This window comes from Longimicrobium sp. (genome assembly GCA_036389135.1).
GTDB lineage: Bacteria > Gemmatimonadota > Gemmatimonadetes > Longimicrobiales > Longimicrobiaceae > Longimicrobium.
Genome location: DASVQP010000039.1, coordinates 1 through 16810 on the forward strand (window position 1 = coordinate 1; position 16810 = coordinate 16810).

Genomic DNA, 16810 nt, shown 5'->3' on the forward strand with positions numbered 1-16810 from the left:
GATTTGCAGCAGGCTACAGGCCGCCGCCGGGGGGGAGCTCCCCCGCGGCGGCGGCCCGATTTTCAGGGGACCGACCATGAGCAGCGAACACATCACCGGCAGCTATCAGCCCGCCGAGGTCGAGCGGAAGTGGCAGGCGCGCTGGGACGAGCGGGGGACCAACACGTGGACGGAGGAGGAGCTCCGCACGGCCGCGCGCCCCTTCTACAACCTGATGATGTTTCCGTACCCGTCCGCCGAAGGGCTGCACGTGGGGAACATCTACGCCTTCACCGGCGCCGACATCTTTGGCCGCTTCAAGCGGCTGCAGGGGTACGACGTCTTCGAGCCGATCGGCTTCGACGCGTTCGGCATCCACTCGGAGAACTTCGCGCTCAAGCAGGGGATCCACCCCGGCGAGCTGATCCCGCGCAACGTGGAGCGCTTCACCAGGCAGCTGCGCCGCGTGGGCTTCATGTACGACTGGAACCACACCGTCGACACCACGCGCCCGGAGTACTACCGCTGGACGCAGTGGATCTTTTTGCAGCTCTACAAGGCGGGCCTGGCGGAGAAGAAGGAGGCGGCGGTCAACTGGTGCCCCAACTGCAACACCGTGCTCGCCAACGAGCAGGTGGTGGGCGGCGAGTGCGAGCGCTGCGGCACTGCCGTGGAGATGCGCTTCCTGAGCCAGTGGTTCTTTCGCATCACGCAGTACGCGGGGAAGCTGCTGGACAACCTGAAGCAGCTCGACTGGTCTGACACAACGCGAAAGGCGCAGGAGAACTGGATCGGGCGCAGCGACGGGGCGGAGATCCTCTTCCCCATCGTGGGGCAGGACGCGGGCGAGCCGATGGCCGTCTCCGTCTTCACCACGCGGCCGGACACGCTCTTTGGCGCCACCTACATGGTGCTTGCCCCCGAGCACCCGCTGGTGGATCGCATCACGACGGACGGGCAACGCGCCGAGGTGGACGAGTACCGCCGCCAGGCGACCGCCACCGACCTGGTGTCGCGCAAGAAGACGGACAAGACCAAGACGGGCGTGGACACCGGCGCGCGCGCGCTCAACCCGATCAACGGCGAGGAGATCCCCGTCTGGATCGCGGACTACGTGCTGATGGAGTACGGCACGGGCGCCATCATGGCCGTGCCGGGCCACGACGAGCGCGACTTCGAGTTCGCGCAGAAGTTCGGCCTCACCATCCGCCGCGTCGTCGCCGGCGAGGGCGAGGACGGCGACACCCCGCTGGAAGCCGCGTACACGGGCACGGGGCGCCTGGTGAACTCCGGCCGCTTCACGGGGCTGGAGGTGGAGACGGGGAAGATGGCCATCACCACCCACATCGCGCAGCAGGGGGCGGGGACGTCGCGCGTCAACTACCGGCTGCACGACTGGACGATCTCGCGCCAGCGCTACTGGGGTCCGCCCATCCCCATCCTGTACTGCGACGACTGCGGCACCGTGCCCGTGCCCGAGGACCAGCTCCCGGTGCTGCTGCCGCCCATCGAGGACTTCAAGCCGGACGCGTCGGGCGTCTCCCCGCTGGCGCGCCACGAGGAGTGGTACCTCACCGACTGCCCCTCATGCGGCGGCCGCGCGCGCCGCGAGACCGACGTCTCGGACACGTTCCTGGACTCGTCGTGGTACTTCCTGCGCTACCCTTCCGCGGGGAACGAGGCGGTGCCGTTCGACGATGCGGTCACGAAGACGTGGCTCCCGGTGCACAGCTACATCGGCGGCAACGAGCACGCGGTGCTGCACCTGCTGTACTCGCGCTTCATCACGATGGCGCTCAAGGACATGGGGCACGTGGACTTCGAGGAGCCGTTCACCCGCTTCCGCGCGCACGGCCACATCGTGCGCGAGGGCGCCAAGATGTCCAAGTCCAAGGGCAACGTGGTGGTGCCGGACGAGTACATCGCGGAGTGGGGCGCGGACACCTTTCGCACGTTCCTGATGTTCCTGGGCCCGTACCAGGAGGGGGGCGACTTCCGCGACGCGGCGCTGGTGGGGCCGTTCAACTTCCTCAACCGCCTGTGGGACAGCGTCCTCACGGCGGAGGATCGCGAGCTGGACCCGGCCGTCGAGCAGAAGCTGCACGCCACCATCAAAAAGGTGACGGACGACCTGGAGGACCTCTCCTACAACACCGCCATCGCGGCGATGATGGAGTACCTCAACGCCGTCCGCGCCGGCGGTCGCACCCCCGAGCGCGCCGCGGTCGAGCCGCTGGTCCGCCTCGTGGCCCCCTTCGCCCCGCACCTGGCGGAGGAGCTGTGGGAGCGGACGGGCCACACGGACTCCTTCTGGGACGAAGCCGGGTGGCCGTCGTACGACCCGGCGAAGACCGTGGCGGACACGGTGGAGTTCGTGGTGCAGGTGAACGGCAAGGTACGCGCGCGCATGCCCATGCCGCGCGGCATCGCCGAATCCGACGCCCGCGCCGCCGCCCTCGCGGACGAGAACGTGCGCAAGTTCACGGAGGGCAAGGAGGTTCGAAAGGTGATCTTCGTGCCGGACCGGCTGGTGAACCTGGTGGTGGGCTGAGAGGGGCCCCCTCCCCCGCTCGTCACCTCGCGACCCCTCCCCCAATAACTACCTGGGGGAGGGGTTGCTTGCGTCCATTCGTGCGCGTCGGCCGTATTCCCATTCCCCATTCCCCATTCCCCATTCCCCATTCCCCTTCGTTGTGCCCGCCGGCCGCCGTATATATGTTCGAACAGGATCCGCAAACCGCACCCATGGGCGGCCCATGAGAAGCATCTTCCAGGCACCGCCGGTACACCTGATCCTGCGCGCGTACCCGCCCGCTCCGGCGCGGCTGGGGCTGTGGCGCAGGCCGTTCGCGTTCCGTGTGGTGGCGTCGCTGCTCTCGCTGGCGTCGTTCTGGGGGGTGGCGCCGGTGTCGTTCTGGGTGCCGCCGCACTATCCGTGGCCGGTCCTCTGCTTCGTGACGGGGACGTACCTGGCAATCTGGTTCTCGCGCCAGTACCGGGTGCGCTGGTTCGCGGGGCTCTGTCCCCGTTGCGGCAAGGAGCTGGAGCTGCAGCGGGGCGCCGCCATCAACCTGCCGCACTCGCTCACCTGCTTCCACTGCCACTTCGAACCCCAGCTCGAAGCCTTCACCGAAGCCGAGGAGGAGCGCCTCGCGGTCGACGAGCGCCTCCACCTGCGCCACGTCCGCTCCGAGTGCACGGGCAACTGGAGTGAGATCGCGGTCTGGCGGCAGCACTACCTGGCGTGCACCACCTGCGGCGCACGCCATCACGCCACCCCCGCCCTCCGCCACGCCGCCGAAGAAGAAAACGCCACCGGCCGTCTCCTGGAAGAGCTCGCGGACGAGGGCCGGTATCTGTGCTGAGAACCGCAAGTGCGTGAGTGCGTCGTGCCCACAGTGCCAACCCTGCCACCAGCTCAGCCCCAGGCAAAGGCCCCTCTCCCAGCAGTTTGGGCGAGGGGCAGCGAGTAGCGCGCGGGAGAGGGCCCGCGATGCCAGCCACCCGCACAGACCCAGCCCTGCGCCCCTCCCCCAGGTAGTTATTGGGAGAGGGGCCGCGAGGTGACGAGCGGGGGAGGGGGCCCGCACTAACGCACTAACGCACTTCCGTTCATCCCCAGATTCCTCGCCAGAAACGCCCACCGGTCCGCCGCCTCCTCGATCTGCATCTGCGTGGGCTTGCCGGCACCGTGGCCGCCGCGCGTCTCGATGCGGATGAGGACCGGCGCGGGGCCCGCCTGCGCGGCCTGCAGCGCGGCGGCGTACTTGAACGAATGCCCCGGCACCACGCGGTCGTCGTGGTCGCCCGTCGTCACCAGAACGGCCGGGTAGCGCGTCCCCGGCTTGATGTTGTGCAGTGGCGAGTAGGCGTAGATGGACGGGAAGAGCTGCGCGTCGTCCGGCGAGCCGTAGTCCGAGGTCCAGGCCCAGCCGATGGTGAACTTGTGGAAGCGCAGCATGTCCATCACCCCCACCGCGGGGAGCGCCGCGCCGAACAGCTCCGGACGCTGGTTGAGCACCGCGCCCACCAGCAGCCCGCCGTTGGACCCGCCCGAGATGGCCAGCTTCGCCGGCGACGTGTACTTCTGCGCGATGAGGTGCTCCGCCGCGCCGATGAAGTCGTCGAAGACGTTCTGCTTCCGCTCCTTCGTCCCTGCGGCGTGCCACTCCTCGCCGTACTCGCTGCCGCCGCGGATGTTGGCGACCGCGTACACGCCCCCCATCTCCAGCCACACCGCCACGCTCGCGGCGAACCCCGGCGTCATGGCCGAGTTGAAGCCACCGTAGCCGTACAGCAGCGTCGGGTTGTTGCCGTCCAGCGCCATCCCCTTGCGGTGCGTCACGAACATGGGGACGCGCGTGCCGTCCTTGCTCTGGAAGAAGAGCTGCCGCGTCTCGTACTGGCTGGCGTCGAAGGCCACGCGCGGCGCCCACAGCACCGACGAGACCCCGGTGCGCACGTTGTGGCGGTACACCGTGCTGGGGCTGAGGTACGACGCAAAGGAGTAGAACATCTCCGGGTCGTCCGGCTCGCCGGAGAGGCCGCCCAGCGAGCCGAGCCCCGGAAGCTGGATGTCGCGCACCAGCGCGCCGCTCTTTTCGAACACGCGCACGCGCGAGGCCACGTCGTGCATGTACTGCGCGACCACGCGGCCGCCCGCCATCGTCACCCCGCTCATCGCGTCCGCAGCCTGCGGGACCACGGTGCGCCAGCGTTCACGCGCGGGGTTGCGCAGGTCGATGGAGATCACCCGCCCGCGCGGCGCCTCCAGGTCCGTCTGGAAGAAGAAGACGGGCCCGTCGTTCCCCACGTAGCTGTAGTCCGCGTCGAAGTCGTCCAGCAGCTTCACCATCTCCCCGCCGAGGCGCGGAGTGCGGGCGGTGCCCAGATCCTTGATGTACACGCGGTTGCGGCGGTCCGTCCCCTGGGTGACGTTGACCACCAGGTAGCGTCCGTCATCGGTCACGAAGCCGCCGAAGCCCCAGTCCGGCTGGTCCGTGCGCTCGTACACCAGCACGTCGGCGGACTGCGGCGTACCCAGGCGGTGGTAGTACAGCTTCTGGTTGCGCACCGTGGAGGTGAGCGCGTTCCCCGTGGGCTGCGGGTAGCGGGAGTAGAAGAAGCCGCGCCCGTCGTGCGTCCAGCTGATCCCCGAGAACTTCACCCACTGGATGCGGTCGGGGAGGTCGCGCGCCGTGGCCACGTCGCGCACCCGCAGCTCCTGCCAGTCCGATCCGCCGGAAGACACGCCGTACCCCAGCAGCTTCCCGTCCTCGCTCACCGACGTGGCGGAGACGGCCAGCGTGCCGTCCTGCGAGAGGCGATTCGGGTCCAGCACCACGCGCGGCGTGGCGGCGAGCGACGGGGCGGTGTAGAGCACGGACTGGTTCTGCAGCCCGTTGTTCTTCCACCAGAAGTAGCGCCCCGCGCGCTTGAACGGGGTGCCGCTGCGCTCGTAGTTCCAGAGCTGCGTCAGCCGCTGCTCGATGCGGCGCCGCTGCGGGATCGCCTCCAGGTACGAGCTCGTCAGCCGGTTCTGCGCGGTGATCCAGGCGCGCGTCTCGGGCGAGTCGGTGTCCTCCAGCCAGCGGAACGGGTCCGCCACGCTGGTTCCGTGGTAGACGTCCACCTGCTCGCCGCGGCGCGTCTGCGGATACTCCAGGCCCTGCGCGTGCGCCGCCGCGGGTGCGAGTAGCGCCGCCGCCGCGAGCGCCCAGCCGGCGCGGGACGGAACGATTGGGTTCATGGCTCCCATCGGGGTAACGTGGGAAATGTGGAGCGTGATCGTGCCACGATACGAATGTTTTCCCGGGGCGGCAACCGGCCGCGGGCGCTAACCGGAGGCGGATTGTTGTCAAGGGCTTCCGTTTCCGGGAAATCGGAATATGTTTGTCCCTCCCCGGCGGGCCGTCCCGCGCCGCCGCTCCGGCGGTGGAAACGGGGGTTGACGGAGGGGGAGGGGCAGGTTAGATTGGTGGCTCTGTGTCGCGGGGTGGAGCAGCCTGGTAGCTCGTCGGGCTCATAACCCGAAGGTCGCGGGTTCGAATCCCGCCCCCGCTATAGCCCCAAACCCCGCCGCCGAAGCCGGGCGGTTTTTTGTTCGGGGCCAGGTAGCTCAGTTGGTAGAGCATGCGACTGAAAATCGCAGTGTCGGGGGTTCGACTCCCTCCCTGGCCATCTGGGTTGAGAAGGTGAAGTCTGTACGCCTGTAGCTCAATTGGTAGAGCACCGGTCTCCAAAACCGGCGGTTGGGGGTTCGATTCCCTCCGGGCGTGTGCGGACACCATGCGATACGCCGCTATCGTCTAGGGGACTAGGACGGCGCCCTCTCACGGCGCAAACCGGGGTTCGAATCCCCGTAGCGGTATTGTGACGGACAAGCTCGGGACCCGGGCGTTGCTCGCGTAGCTCAGCCGGCAGAGCACTTCCTTGGTAAGGAAGAGGTCATGGGTTCGAGTCCCATCGCGAGCTTGTAGGGAATTGATAGGGATCGGCTCCCATCGTCTATCGGTTAGGACACGACCCTTTCAAGGTTGAGAGCGGGGTTCGATTCCCCGTGGGAGCGCTGGTACGCGGGAATAGCTCAGTTGGTAGAGCGCAACCTTGCCAAGGTTGAGGTCGCCGGTTCGAGCCCGGTTTCCCGCTCTGTTGAAGGACCGGAGAGGAGAGTTCTCCGGAAGCAGTTCCCAAGGGGCCGTAGCTCAGTCGGTTAGAGTGCCGGACTGTCACTCCGGAGGTCGCGGGTTCGAGTCCCGTCGGCCCCGCTTGAAAGATAAGCGAAGCGCTTTTTGAAAATCCGGGTTGGTCCGCCCGCCCTCCGGGGGCGGGCACCACGGGGCCGTAGCTCAGTTGGGAGAGCGCTTGAATGGCATTCAAGAGGTCAGGGGTTCGATTCCCCTCGGCTCCATGGAAGGCGAGTACATGGTGGGGTGGCCGAGTGGCTAATGGCAGCAGACTGTAAATCTGCCGGGCTTCGCCCTACGTAGGTTCGAATCCTACCCCCACCACTTCGGGCAGCATCGGGCGGTTAGCTCAGTTGGTTAGAGCGCCACGTTGACATCGTGGAGGTCACAAGTTCGAGTCTTGTACCGCCCACTGCGCAGTTGGGTACACGCGGGGCTGTAGCTCAGATGGGAGAGCGCTGCAATCGCACTGCAGAGGTCAGGGGTTCGATTCCCCTCAGCTCCATTGGTACGGGAGAGCGCCACCGTAGCTCAGTGGTAGAGCACTCGATTCGTAATCGAGCGGTCGTCGGTTCAATCCCGACCGGTGGCTCTTGTTCAAATCGCCGATCCGGCGTTAGCTTGTAGGCCGTCGCGGGAGTAGCTCAGTTGGTAGAGCATCAGCTTCCCAAGCTGAGGGTCGCGGGTTCGAGCCCCGTCTCCCGCTTGTGTGTGCAGCCCTCTGGTGTAATTGGCAACACGCCTGACTCTGACTCAGGAAAGTCCAGGTTCGATCCCTGGGGGGGCTACTTTCGGTTTCGGTTGCGGGTTTGGAGAGGTGGGTGAGTGGCTAAAACCAACGGTTTGCTAAACCGTCCTGTCCAAAAGACAGACGCGGGTTCGAATCCCGCCCTCTCCGCTCCGCGTTTGGACCGGTGTCCGAGTGGCTTAAGGAGCACGATTGGAAATCGTGTGGGGTGAATAGCCCTCGTGGGTTCGAATCCCACCCGGTCCGCTCGGTGGTCGCAGGGCAGTCGGTAGTTTCGGGACGTGGCTCAGCCCGGTAGAGCACTCGCTTCGGGAGCGAGGGGTCGCCGGTTCAAATCCGGCCGTCCCGACTGTGTGCAGGATCAGGAGGCGTAGTCTAATTGGTAAGGCACCGCACTCGAAATGCGGCGGGCGCAAGCCTTTGGGGGTTCGAGTCCCTCCGCCTCCGTTTGTGGTACCGCAGGACAAGACGAAGCCCCGCATGCGTTTTACGCATGCGGGGCTTCGTTTTTTTTGTGTCACGGAGTGGCGTCAGGGCCGGAACGCCTCGCGCGCGGTGGGGAAGGCGGGGGCGGGGTGCGTGCCGATCTTCTGGGGGGTGTACTCGCTGGCCCAGAAGTCGGGTGGGCCCTCGCTGTCCGCCACGCGGTTGCGAACCGGCTTGACCCCGTGCTTCAGGTAGGCCGCCATGTCGCGCAGCTGCTGGTCCGTCAGGTGGCGCCACGCGGGCCACGGCATCGGTGGGGCCAGGTACTTGGGGCTGCGCGGAAAGTTGCCCTCTCCGCGGACGGTGGAGGTGATCTCCACGTCCGGCGTTTCGCCGGGGCGCAGGCCGTAACGAAGCGCGTTGAAGATCTGCCGCTCGCTGAACCGTCCCATCCCGGTGGTGTTGTCGGGCGTCAGGTTGCGCGGTCGCGTGCGGAACGGCCCGATCTGGAACTCGTCGAAGGGGGCTCCCGGAGCCGTTCCCGCGCCGGCGAGCCACCCCGCCTGCGCGGAATGCGTGGCCCCGCCATGGCATCCGCTGCATGCGGTGGAGGCTACCAGCGCCCGTCCGCGCAGGATCTCGTCGCGCCGGTCCGGCTGGCGCAGCTCCTCATGCTGGGTGGGGAAGGGCGGCATGACGTGCGTGCCGATCTTGTCGGCACCCAGCACGCTCGCCCAGCGGTCGGGCGGCGAGCCGCTGGCGGGCACCTGCTGCCGCACCGGCCGCACGCCGTGCTGGAGGTACGCCGCGATGTCCCACAGCTCCTGGTCCGTCATGAAGCGCCAGTACATCCACGGCATGGCGGGGGAGAGGTAGTCCGGCCGCGCCGGGTGACCGCCCTCCCCCGGCACCGCCGACGTGACCTGCACGTCCGGCGTCGTGGTGGGCCGCAGTCCGTAGCGCAGCGCGTTGAAGAGCTGCCGCGCGCTGTAGCGGCCCGAGCCCGTCTGCGCGTCCGGCGTCAGGTTCGGCGGCCACAGCTTGAAGGGCCCCACGCTGTCGAACGGCGCCGGTCCGGGGCGCCCCGCCAGCCACGCCGCCGAGGTCGGGTTGGTGCCGCCGCCGTGGCACGCTCCGCAGTCGCGCGCGAGCACCAGCTGCCGTCCACGCTGCACCTGCTCCTCCGTAGCCGGGCCGAAGGGGATCCCCCTCCCGGACGATCCCGGGGAGGCCGTGTCTCCCGGGCGTGAACCCCCCGGCACCGGTCCGGCGCAGGCCACGGCGACCAGCCATCCCAAACAGTACAGCCCGCCACGCGCGTGGAGCGACATATCCGTCTCCGTGGTCAGCGAACCTCCAGAACGCCCATCATCCCGTGGTCCTCGTGGTCCAGGATGTGGCAGTGGAACATCCATTTTCCGGGGTAGTTCTCGTAGCGCACGATGAAGCGCACGGTCTGGTGCTTGGGGACGTTCACCGTGTCCTTCCAGGAGCGGAACGGCTCGGGAACACCGTCCCGCTCCAGAACCTGGAACTGGAAGCCGTGCAGGTGGAAAGGGTGGTCCATCCCCACCAGGTTTTCGACCTCCCAGATCTCCGTGGCCCCCAGGGTGGCGCTCACGTCGATGCGGGCCATGTCCATCTCCCGGCCGTTGATCAGCCCCTGGCTGAGCGAGATCACACGCGTCGCCGCCGCACGGGAGGCGTCCAGCACGGGGACCGCGCGGAGCCGGTCCGGTATACGGGGTGCGACGGCGGAGGGGCCGGCATACTCGAGTGTGAGGAGGGGGCGCGCCTTGTTCCAATCCGAGGGGCGCGTCTGCGGTATGTAGCGGTCGTAGGGAAGCGCTTGCAGCTGCGCGTGGGTGCGGGGCGCTCCGGTGCCGCGCACGAGCACCTCCGCGCGCTCCGCGCTCGCAAGCACGATCTCATCCACCTCCACCGGCCGCTCGAAGAGGCCGCCGTCGCTCCCCACGTGCGTCAGCTTGTGCCCCGGGAGCGCGAGCCGGTACACGCGGGACGCGGAGGCGTTGAGGATCCTCCACCGCTGCACCTCTCCGGGACGGATGCGGAGCGTGGGCAGCACCTGTCCGTTCACGAACAGCAGCTCGCCTTCGCGCCCGTTCTCCCGGTCCACGAGTCCCGCGTGCGAGCCTCCGTCCGGCAGGTCTATGGAGCCATCGGGCTTCAGGCGGGTGTCGGTGAGGATCAGCAGCTTCTCGGTGAGGGTGGCCGGGAGCGGATCGTCGGCCGCCCGGACGATGACCGCGCCGGCAAGCCCCTTCGCCACCTGGTAGCCGGTGCGGTGATGGGGGTGCGGATGGTACCAGTACGTCCCGGCGCTCCCCGGCCGAACGGTGAAGGCGTAGTCCCGCGTCTCTCCGGGCTCCACCGGGTGGAACGGGCTGCCGTCCGACTCGAAGGGGAGGTTCAGCCCGTGCCAGTGCACCGTGGTCTGCTCGGGAAGGTCGTTGCGGAAGTGCACGATTACCCGGTCGCCCTCGCGCAGCTCCAGGGTGGGGCCGGGTATCTGGCCGTTGTACGCGAACACCTCCGAGGTGGTCCCCGCCACGAGTGAGGTGCGGAGCCGGGCGGCGGTGAGGCTCACCTCCACCCTCCGCGGAGCCGGCGAGACGTCTGCCAGCGCGGGAGGAGTGCGGAGCGTGTCCGCGCCCGTTGGCAGAGCGCCGTGGCTGGCCGCCGCGGAGGAGAGCGGCGTGCCGACGAGCGCAGCCGAAGCGGCGAGCAGAAGCAGGAGGGAGGATGCTGGGCGCATGGGAGTTCTTCGGAGAAGAGGGGGCGGAGAGCAGCGGCATGCGAACCGGATCGGGCCCCCACAGAACATCAACGACAAGCATTTCGTATACCGCTTGGTGCAGTCGCTGCAAGTGCCCGTCTGATACGGAATTACGAATCCATGTCCGATTTTATTTTACGTCCAATCGGGGCCTCCGTGCCCCAGACTGTAGCATGCGTGCCCCGCGCCGGGCATGGCGCGCTCAGCACGGCACAGCGCGTCAGCGCGTCTCGTGGCCCGGGCGGGTTCGATCTCCCGAGCCGGTCAGCAGAACCAAGTGGCGATTCTACTGACCCAATGCAAATCCTGCTAACAATCCAATCCAGATCGTACTGACGATCCAATATGAATCCTACTAAAGGTCCGAGACCGCGATTGTACTACGTCGATATCTTTCAGCAGTCCGGGAGGAATCTCCGCTGAGACCGACGAGGCAAGGGCCCTGCACGGCGTTCATGCCTGCGGAGCTATCGCCCGTCGACGACGTGCTCCGCCGAAACCGCTCCAGCTCCCTTGCTCGCGGTCGGACTGAAACCTGCATGGGCGGCGGGCTTCGTTTGCGGTACGGACCCCGGCGGGCTCGCCCGCACCTCGTCAACGACCTCGACGGAACGGCTAGCGAAATGGACCAGCAGCAGAGCAAGACGCGGGGCGTCGCCGACATCGTCTTCCTGATCGACGTGTCGGGGAGCATGGCCCCGGCGATCGATTCCCTCAAGGCGAACATCGGGACGTTCGTGGAGTCGCTGAGCAAGGGGGAGGGGAACAACGTGTCGCCGGTGCGCGACTGGCGCGCCAAGGCGGTGGGCTATCGCGATTTCGACCACGACGCGCAGCCGTTCATCGACAACCCCTTCGTCACCGACGTGGAGGCGCTCCGGTCGCAGCTTGCGGGGCTGACGGCGGAGGGCGGCGACGACGAGCCGGAGTCGCTCCTGGACGCGCTCTTCAAGGTCGCCAACATGGGCCAGACGGAGAAGGGAGCGCAGAGCCTGGACGCGACCAAGTGGCGCTACCGCAGCGACGCGGCGCGCGTGGTGGTGGTGTTCACCGACGCTTCGTTCAAGCCCGCGATGACCATCCCGGAGGCAAAGGGCGGCGGCGTGCAGGACGTGACCAACGCCGTCATCAACAACCGCATCATCCTGAGCCTCTTCGCCCCCGACATGCCCGGCTACGACGAGCTGAGCCAGATCGACAAGTCGGAGTGGGAGGCGATCTCGTACCCCGGGATGAACCCGCAGGAGGCGCTGGTGAAGTTCACCACCGACCAGGCGAACTTCAAGAACACGCTGCGGCAGCTCGCGGCGAGCGTGTCGAAGTCGGCGGAGACGGTGGCGCTTTGAACGGATAGTGCTGAGTGCTAAGTGCTAAGTGCTAGGGCTGATAGGCACTTAGGACTTAGCACTTAGGACTCAGGACTCAGGCACTTCTCCCGATCCGGCGGATGGCCAAGAAGCTAAAAGTAGGCGACGAGATCAACGGGTACCGGATCACCGACGTGTTCGGGCCGGGGGCGATGGCCATCTCGTACGGCGCGGTGGACGGCGCAGGGCAGCGCGTTTTCTTTAAGCAGTACAAGTCGCCCGCGGTGACGGTGGGCTGGTACCGCGACTACGTGCGCTATCAGAAGGAGCTCAACCGCCGCATCGCCGAGAGCCCCGCCCGCAACTACTGCGTGCGCGCCATCGACGCGTTCGAGGCGGTGTGGGGTGGGCGCAACTACTTCCAGGTCTTCGAGTTCGTGGAGAACGGCGCGGACCTCGGCGGGATCTTTGAGCGGGAGGCGGAGGAGAACGGCGGCCGCTTGCTCACGGCCCCGTTCAGCACGCGGCTCTGGGAGCAGCACCTGATCTGGGCCAAGGTGCTGATGTCCGGGATCGATACGCTTCACAAGGCCAAGGTCGCCCACGCGGACCTGAAGCCGGACAACGCGTTCCTGATCGAGGACCCCTCCATCGCGGCCGGCTTCCAGCTGAAGCTGATCGACGTGGACTTCTCTGTCCTCACGGACCAGACGGCGCCCTGGCACGGGAAGCAGGGGTACGTGGGGACCGACAACTACCGGTCGCCCGAGCACTTCACGGCGGGCGCCACGCCGGGTGCCGCGTCAGACGTATTCACCTGCGGGCTGATCCTCTACCAGCTCCTGACCGGCCGCCATCCCTACTGGTCGGACGACCAGGCGGAGTACGCGAAGATGGCGCTGGCGCACGCCGCCGAGCGCCCCGTCCTCGGTGGCGCGGTGCCGGCCCCGGCCAGCGCCGAGGCCGTTGCGGAGGTGATGCATCGCTGCCTCGCTCCCCGCGCCGCGGACCGCCCCACCGCCGCCGAAGTTCGCGACGTGCTCACCGGGCGTGCAGGCGGCATCGCGGTGAAGACGGCGCCCGCACCGTCCGCCGCGCCCGTTGCGCCTGCGCCGTCCGCCGCGCCTGCGCCAGCACCGCCCGCTCCGCAGCCGGCACCCACTCCGCCAGCGCCTGCCGCGGCGGGAGGGGACGGAGCGCCGATCCGCTCGGAACGCATCCAGCTCGTTGGGGAGTCCGGGGAGGTGCTGACGATGGGGACGCGCACGCCGCTGGGGAAGCACATCGTCCGCCAGTTCGGAGCCGACTTCAACGTGTGGGACGCGGAGCAGTGCGCGGTGGAGCGCGGGGCAGACGGGGTCTGGCAGGTCGTGCCGGTTCCGGGGACGACCAATGAGACGCTGCTGAACGGCCAGACGCTCACCGGCCCGCGCCACCTGCGCGAAGGCGACGTGATCGCGGTGGGGCGTGCGGCCAAAGGAATCGCCAAGCTGCCGCTCACCGCGCGAGCGGGCTGAGGGACCAGAGAGAACGCGGCGGGGCTCCGCCGCTGGAGGAGGGCGCGATGATCGCCATCGAGCCGACCCAGTCGTGACCGCATGTGGAGGACGACCGTGACGGAGAGCAAGAGCACACCTGAAGACGGGACCGCATCGACCACTCCGCTGGAGGAGGCACCCCCCGCGAGCGCGACGCCAGAGGAAGGCACCGCATCCGCGGGTGCGGCTCCATCACCCGTCGAATCGGCGCGGGCGGCTCCAGCGGCGTCCGCGGAAACGCCAGATGCGGACGCGACGCTGATCTCGCCGCCGCCTGCCGCCCCGCCCGCCAGCGCCGACGCGACGCTCGAATCGCCCGCGGCACCCCCGCCCGCCTCCGGCGAAGGAGGGACAGTCGTGGAGGCGCCGCCCGCCGAAACCGGGACGGAAGCACCGGCCGCGGAGCCGCCGACCACCGAAACCCCCGCGGAAGTACCGGCCGCCGAGGCGCTTACGCCGCCCAGCGCTCCCGCCGCCGATGCTTCGGCCGGAGCACCCGCCGCGGCGCCCGCGACGCTGCCGGCTGATCCCCCCGGCGGCGCGCTCCGGTCCGAGCGCATCAACCTCGTCTCGTCGTCTGGTCAGGCGATGACGGTGGGAGTGAGGACGCCGCTGGGGAAGCACGTCGTGCGGCGCTTCGGAGAGGAGTCGAACGTGTGGGACACGGAGCAGTGCGTGCTGGAGCGCGGGCCGGACGGCGCCTGGCAGATCGTTCCGGGTGAGGGCACCACCAACGAGACGCTGCTGAACGGCGAGGCGATCACTTCGCCCCGGCCGCTCCACGATGGCGACGTGATCGCCGTGGGCCGGGTGGAGAAGGGGATCGTACGCCTGCCGCTCACCGCCCGGCAGGGCTGAGACGGCGTATGGCGTGGAAGTGCCCCCAGTGCGGCTTCGTGCACGAGGACGACGCCACCCTCAGCTGCGAGGCGTGCGGCTTCACCCGCGCCGGGAAGCTCGTGCTCGTGTCCGAGGAGACCACGAAGCAGCTGAGTGTGGGGGTGGACACCGCCATCGGGAAGCGGCTGCTGGAGAGCTTCGCGGGCGGCGACCACGTGTACGCGGCGGACCCGCAGTTCCTGGTGGCGCGAGACCTGGTGCGGGGCGGTTGGAGCATCTCCCCCGCTCCCGCGACGAAAAATCCGACCTTTCTCAACGGCGCGGCGCTCGGTGACGCGCCGGCGCCGCTCTTGAAGGGCGCCATCATCTCCATTGGCCCGACCCGGCTGCGGCTGCGCGTCGAGAGCGAACCGTGATCCAGCGCGACGATCTTCCCCCCGATGGTGCGCCGGAAACCGGCGAGAGTCCGCCGGCCGCCTCGCTTGTGCCCGAGGACGCGCATGCTCCCGAGCCGCCGCCGGATGACGCGTCGGCTCCGGCCGCCGAGCCGCAGCCTGCGCCTGAACAGGCCGCTGCCCCGGCACTCGGGGGATCCACGAGCCAGGTGAACGTGCTGGAGGTGCGGGAGCTGGACTGGGAGGGCATCCGCGCCGCCGTCAGCACCCCGTTCCCACGAGAGCGCGCGGAGCGGATCATCCAGCGGATGGAGCAGCGGCTGGCGGGGGGCGGCCCGGTGGGGCTCGCCTTCGAGGAGTACGCGGCGGGCCCGAACGACCGGGCCGTGCTGATCGGCGAGGACTGGCCGGTGGGCGAGGTGTGGTTCGTGGGCGACCTGCACGGCGACCTGCTGGCGCTGGAGTCCGCGCTCCAGCACATCGACCGGAGCGGCGGCGGCGCGGATGCGCGCATCGTCTTCCTGGGCGACCTGTTCGATGACGGCGTGCACGCTGCCGAGGTCGTGCTGCGCGTCTTCGAGCTGCTGCTGGACGGGCCGATGCGCGTGACCGTGGTGACGGGGAACCACGACGACGCGGTGCAGTGGGAGGACGGGCGCTTTCAATCGACCGTCCTGCCGTCCGACTTCACGGACTGGCTGAACCAGGCCTCCGCGGACGGCCACCCGTGGGCGGAGCGGCTGGGGCGGACGATCGTGCATTTCTTCCGCCGGACGCCGCGCGCGCTCTTCTTTCCGGACGGGCTGCTGGTGGCGCACGGCGGGATCCCGCACACGGACCTGCACCCCGTGCTGGCCGAGTGCAGGGATTGGAACGACCCGCGCGTGCTGCAGGACTTCGTGTGGCTGCGCGCCCATCCGCGCGCCCGCAAGCGCATCCCCAACCGCACCACGCGGGGGAGCGAGTTCGGGCGCGAGGACTTCGCAGCCTTCTGCCAGGTGGCCACGCGGCTGGGGCGACCGGTGAGCCGGATGCTGCGCGGCCACGACCACGTGGAGGAGCGCTTCGAGGCCTTTCCCGCGTGGGCGGAGCACCCCGCGCTCACCATCAACACGCTGTCGCACCGGCTTCCGCGGGAGGTGTTTGGGCCGTACGAGCGGGTTCCCGTGGTGGCGCGCTGGGTACGCGGCGAGCTTCCGGAGGTGCGGCGGCTGTTCATCCCGCCCGATCTGATCCGCGAGATCTACCCGGAGCCGGGCGATGCGGAGGAGGGCGGATGAGCCGCGTCGTCGCGCGCTGCCCCAACTGCGGCGTGGAGAACGACGACGCACGAGGCGGTCCCTGCGAGGTGTGCGGCACCACGCTGCGCTTCTGGTGCCGCCTGCACGGGGCGGAGACGGGGTGGCTCGACTCCCCCGACTGCCCCCGCTGCGCCGCGGAGGAGCAAGCGCGCCGTTCGCGCCCGGCGCCTGCGCCTGCACCCACTCGCGCACCCGCTCCCTCGCGCTGGCGCCGCCGCGCTCCCGCCGAACGCGTTCCCGCCGAGCGCCCTTACATCCCGCCCCCCGAGCCCGGCCGCGATCCGCGCGAGGTGCTGCGCGAAGGAGCGGAGGATCTGCGCCCGTACGTCGTGGCCGGCGCCGACGTGGCGGGGCGGCTGATCCGCGCGACGTTCGCGGTGATCCGCAGCGTGATCGTGTTCGGAGTGCTGGGCGCGATCGTGGGGGGAGTGTTCGCGTACAACCAGCGAGGCGACCTGGTGTGGCCGCTGATCTCCGGCGCCCTCATCGGCGGGGCCGTGGGCCTCTTCTTCGGTGCCATCGGCGCGCTCCGCATCCTCTTCGCGGGCACCTCTCGCCGCGTGCGGTAGCCGAACAAAGAAAAAGCATCACACAGAGGCCACAGAGAGGAACCGCAAGGCGCAGAGACACCGCCTTGCTTTTCTCTCTGTTGCCTCTGTGTCTCTGTGTAGGCGTTCGACAGTGAAAGCTACACGCGAGAGACGGAATTGGCGCCATTGCTGGACTTTCGTATCCAAAATCGTTGGATTCACCGAAAACATGTTGTACATGGATTTCTACTCCGCCTTGACTT

General features: G+C 68.6%; 11 protein-coding genes and 19 tRNA genes. 27 read left to right on the top strand and 3 right to left on the bottom strand.

The genetic code is table 11. The annotated features are described in order from the left end of the window. Window positions 1-76 precede the first annotated feature (76 nt). Together leuS and VF584_09560 are read left to right on the top strand one after the other, a co-directional pair. Complete coding sequence (leuS, locus tag VF584_09555; GenBank protein ID HEX8210425.1) at window positions 77-2530, top strand: leucine--tRNA ligase; 2454 nt, start codon at window positions 77-79, stop codon at window positions 2528-2530. A 205-nt stretch (window positions 2531-2735) separates the two neighbouring features. After that, complete coding sequence (locus tag VF584_09560) at window positions 2736-3344, top strand: hypothetical protein (protein ID HEX8210426.1); 609 nt, start codon at window positions 2736-2738, stop codon at window positions 3342-3344. A gap of 224 nt (window positions 3345-3568) precedes the next feature. Here the strand turns inward: VF584_09560 and VF584_09565 are convergent, their stop codons facing one another. After that, window positions 3569-5728, bottom strand: coding sequence for a prolyl oligopeptidase family serine peptidase (locus VF584_09565; protein ID HEX8210427.1), 2160 nt, complete (start codon window positions 5726-5728; stop codon window positions 3569-3571). A 240-nt stretch (window positions 5729-5968) separates the two neighbouring features. Here VF584_09565 and VF584_09570 point away from each other — a divergent pair. From VF584_09570 to VF584_09660, 19 genes are all read left to right on the top strand, one after another. Beyond that, window positions 5969-6042, top strand: a tRNA-Met gene (locus VF584_09570). 44 nt (window positions 6043-6086) lie between these two features. Next, window positions 6087-6159: transfer RNA gene (locus VF584_09575), tRNA-Phe, on the top strand. 25 nt (window positions 6160-6184) lie between these two features. Then, a tRNA-Trp gene (locus VF584_09580) sits at window positions 6185-6257 on the top strand. A gap of 19 nt (window positions 6258-6276) precedes the next feature. Beyond that, window positions 6277-6349, top strand: a tRNA-Glu gene (locus VF584_09585). Window positions 6350-6380: 31 nt separating this feature from the next. Further along, window positions 6381-6453, top strand: a tRNA-Thr gene (locus VF584_09590). Window positions 6454-6475: 22 nt separating this feature from the next. Next, window positions 6476-6547, top strand: a tRNA-Glu gene (locus tag VF584_09595). A gap of 7 nt (window positions 6548-6554) precedes the next feature. Further along, window positions 6555-6627, top strand: a tRNA-Gly gene (locus VF584_09600). A gap of 45 nt (window positions 6628-6672) precedes the next feature. Next, window positions 6673-6746, top strand: a tRNA-Asp gene (locus VF584_09605). Between the two features lie 70 nt (window positions 6747-6816). Then, a tRNA-Ala gene (locus VF584_09610) sits at window positions 6817-6889 on the top strand. Window positions 6890-6905: 16 nt separating this feature from the next. Beyond that, window positions 6906-6989 (top strand) — tRNA-Tyr (locus tag VF584_09615). Window positions 6990-7003: 14 nt separating this feature from the next. Next, window positions 7004-7077: transfer RNA gene (locus VF584_09620), tRNA-Val, on the top strand. Between the two features lie 20 nt (window positions 7078-7097). After that, a tRNA-Ala gene (locus VF584_09625) sits at window positions 7098-7170 on the top strand. Window positions 7171-7185: 15 nt separating this feature from the next. After that, a tRNA-Thr gene (locus VF584_09630) sits at window positions 7186-7257 on the top strand. A gap of 41 nt (window positions 7258-7298) precedes the next feature. Further along, window positions 7299-7371, top strand: a tRNA-Gly gene (locus tag VF584_09635). Window positions 7372-7380: 9 nt separating this feature from the next. Then, window positions 7381-7453 (top strand) — tRNA-Gln (locus VF584_09640). 23 nt (window positions 7454-7476) lie between these two features. After that, window positions 7477-7563 (top strand) — tRNA-Ser (locus VF584_09645). 10 nt (window positions 7564-7573) lie between these two features. Next, window positions 7574-7659: transfer RNA gene (locus tag VF584_09650), tRNA-Ser, on the top strand. 29 nt (window positions 7660-7688) lie between these two features. Then, window positions 7689-7762 (top strand) — tRNA-Pro (locus VF584_09655). A gap of 15 nt (window positions 7763-7777) precedes the next feature. After that, window positions 7778-7860 (top strand) — tRNA-Ser (locus VF584_09660). A gap of 83 nt (window positions 7861-7943) precedes the next feature. Here VF584_09660 and VF584_09665 read toward each other — a convergent pair. Then, the gene (locus VF584_09665; GenBank protein ID HEX8210428.1) at window positions 7944-9014 is read right to left on the bottom strand and encodes a c-type cytochrome; all 1071 of its coding nucleotides are present in this window, start codon (window positions 9012-9014) and stop codon (window positions 7944-7946) included. 170 nt (window positions 9015-9184) lie between these two features. Next, a complete protein-coding gene (locus VF584_09670; protein HEX8210429.1) occupies window positions 9185-10615 on the bottom strand; it encodes a multicopper oxidase family protein in 1431 nt (476 codons plus the stop codon). Between the two features lie 644 nt (window positions 10616-11259). Here VF584_09670 and VF584_09675 point away from each other — a divergent pair. The 6 genes from VF584_09675 (at window position 11260) to VF584_09700 (ending at window position 16586) form a co-directional block, all read left to right on the top strand. Further along, complete coding sequence (locus tag VF584_09675; protein ID HEX8210430.1) at window positions 11260-11982, top strand: vWA domain-containing protein; 723 nt, start codon at window positions 11260-11262, stop codon at window positions 11980-11982. 101 nt (window positions 11983-12083) lie between these two features. Beyond that, on the top strand, window positions 12084-13460 hold the full coding sequence (locus VF584_09680; protein ID HEX8210431.1) for a protein kinase: 1377 nt from the start codon (window positions 12084-12086) through the stop codon (window positions 13458-13460). A gap of 96 nt (window positions 13461-13556) precedes the next feature. After that, on the top strand, window positions 13557-14339 hold the full coding sequence (locus VF584_09685) for an FHA domain-containing protein (GenBank protein ID HEX8210432.1): 783 nt from the start codon (window positions 13557-13559) through the stop codon (window positions 14337-14339). 8 nt (window positions 14340-14347) lie between these two features. Then, window positions 14348-14737 (top strand): hypothetical protein, encoded by a 390-nt coding sequence (locus VF584_09690; GenBank protein ID HEX8210433.1) that lies wholly within the window; start codon window positions 14348-14350, stop codon window positions 14735-14737. Further along, on the top strand, window positions 14734-15996 hold the full coding sequence (locus tag VF584_09695) for a metallophosphoesterase (protein HEX8210434.1): 1263 nt from the start codon (window positions 14734-14736) through the stop codon (window positions 15994-15996). The genes VF584_09690 and VF584_09695 overlap by 4 nt, the downstream gene beginning before the upstream one ends. Beyond that, complete coding sequence (locus VF584_09700) at window positions 15993-16586, top strand: hypothetical protein (GenBank protein ID HEX8210435.1); 594 nt, start codon at window positions 15993-15995, stop codon at window positions 16584-16586. Before VF584_09695 ends, VF584_09700 begins: the two co-directional genes overlap by 4 nt. The last annotated feature ends 224 nt before the right edge of the window (window positions 16587-16810 follow it).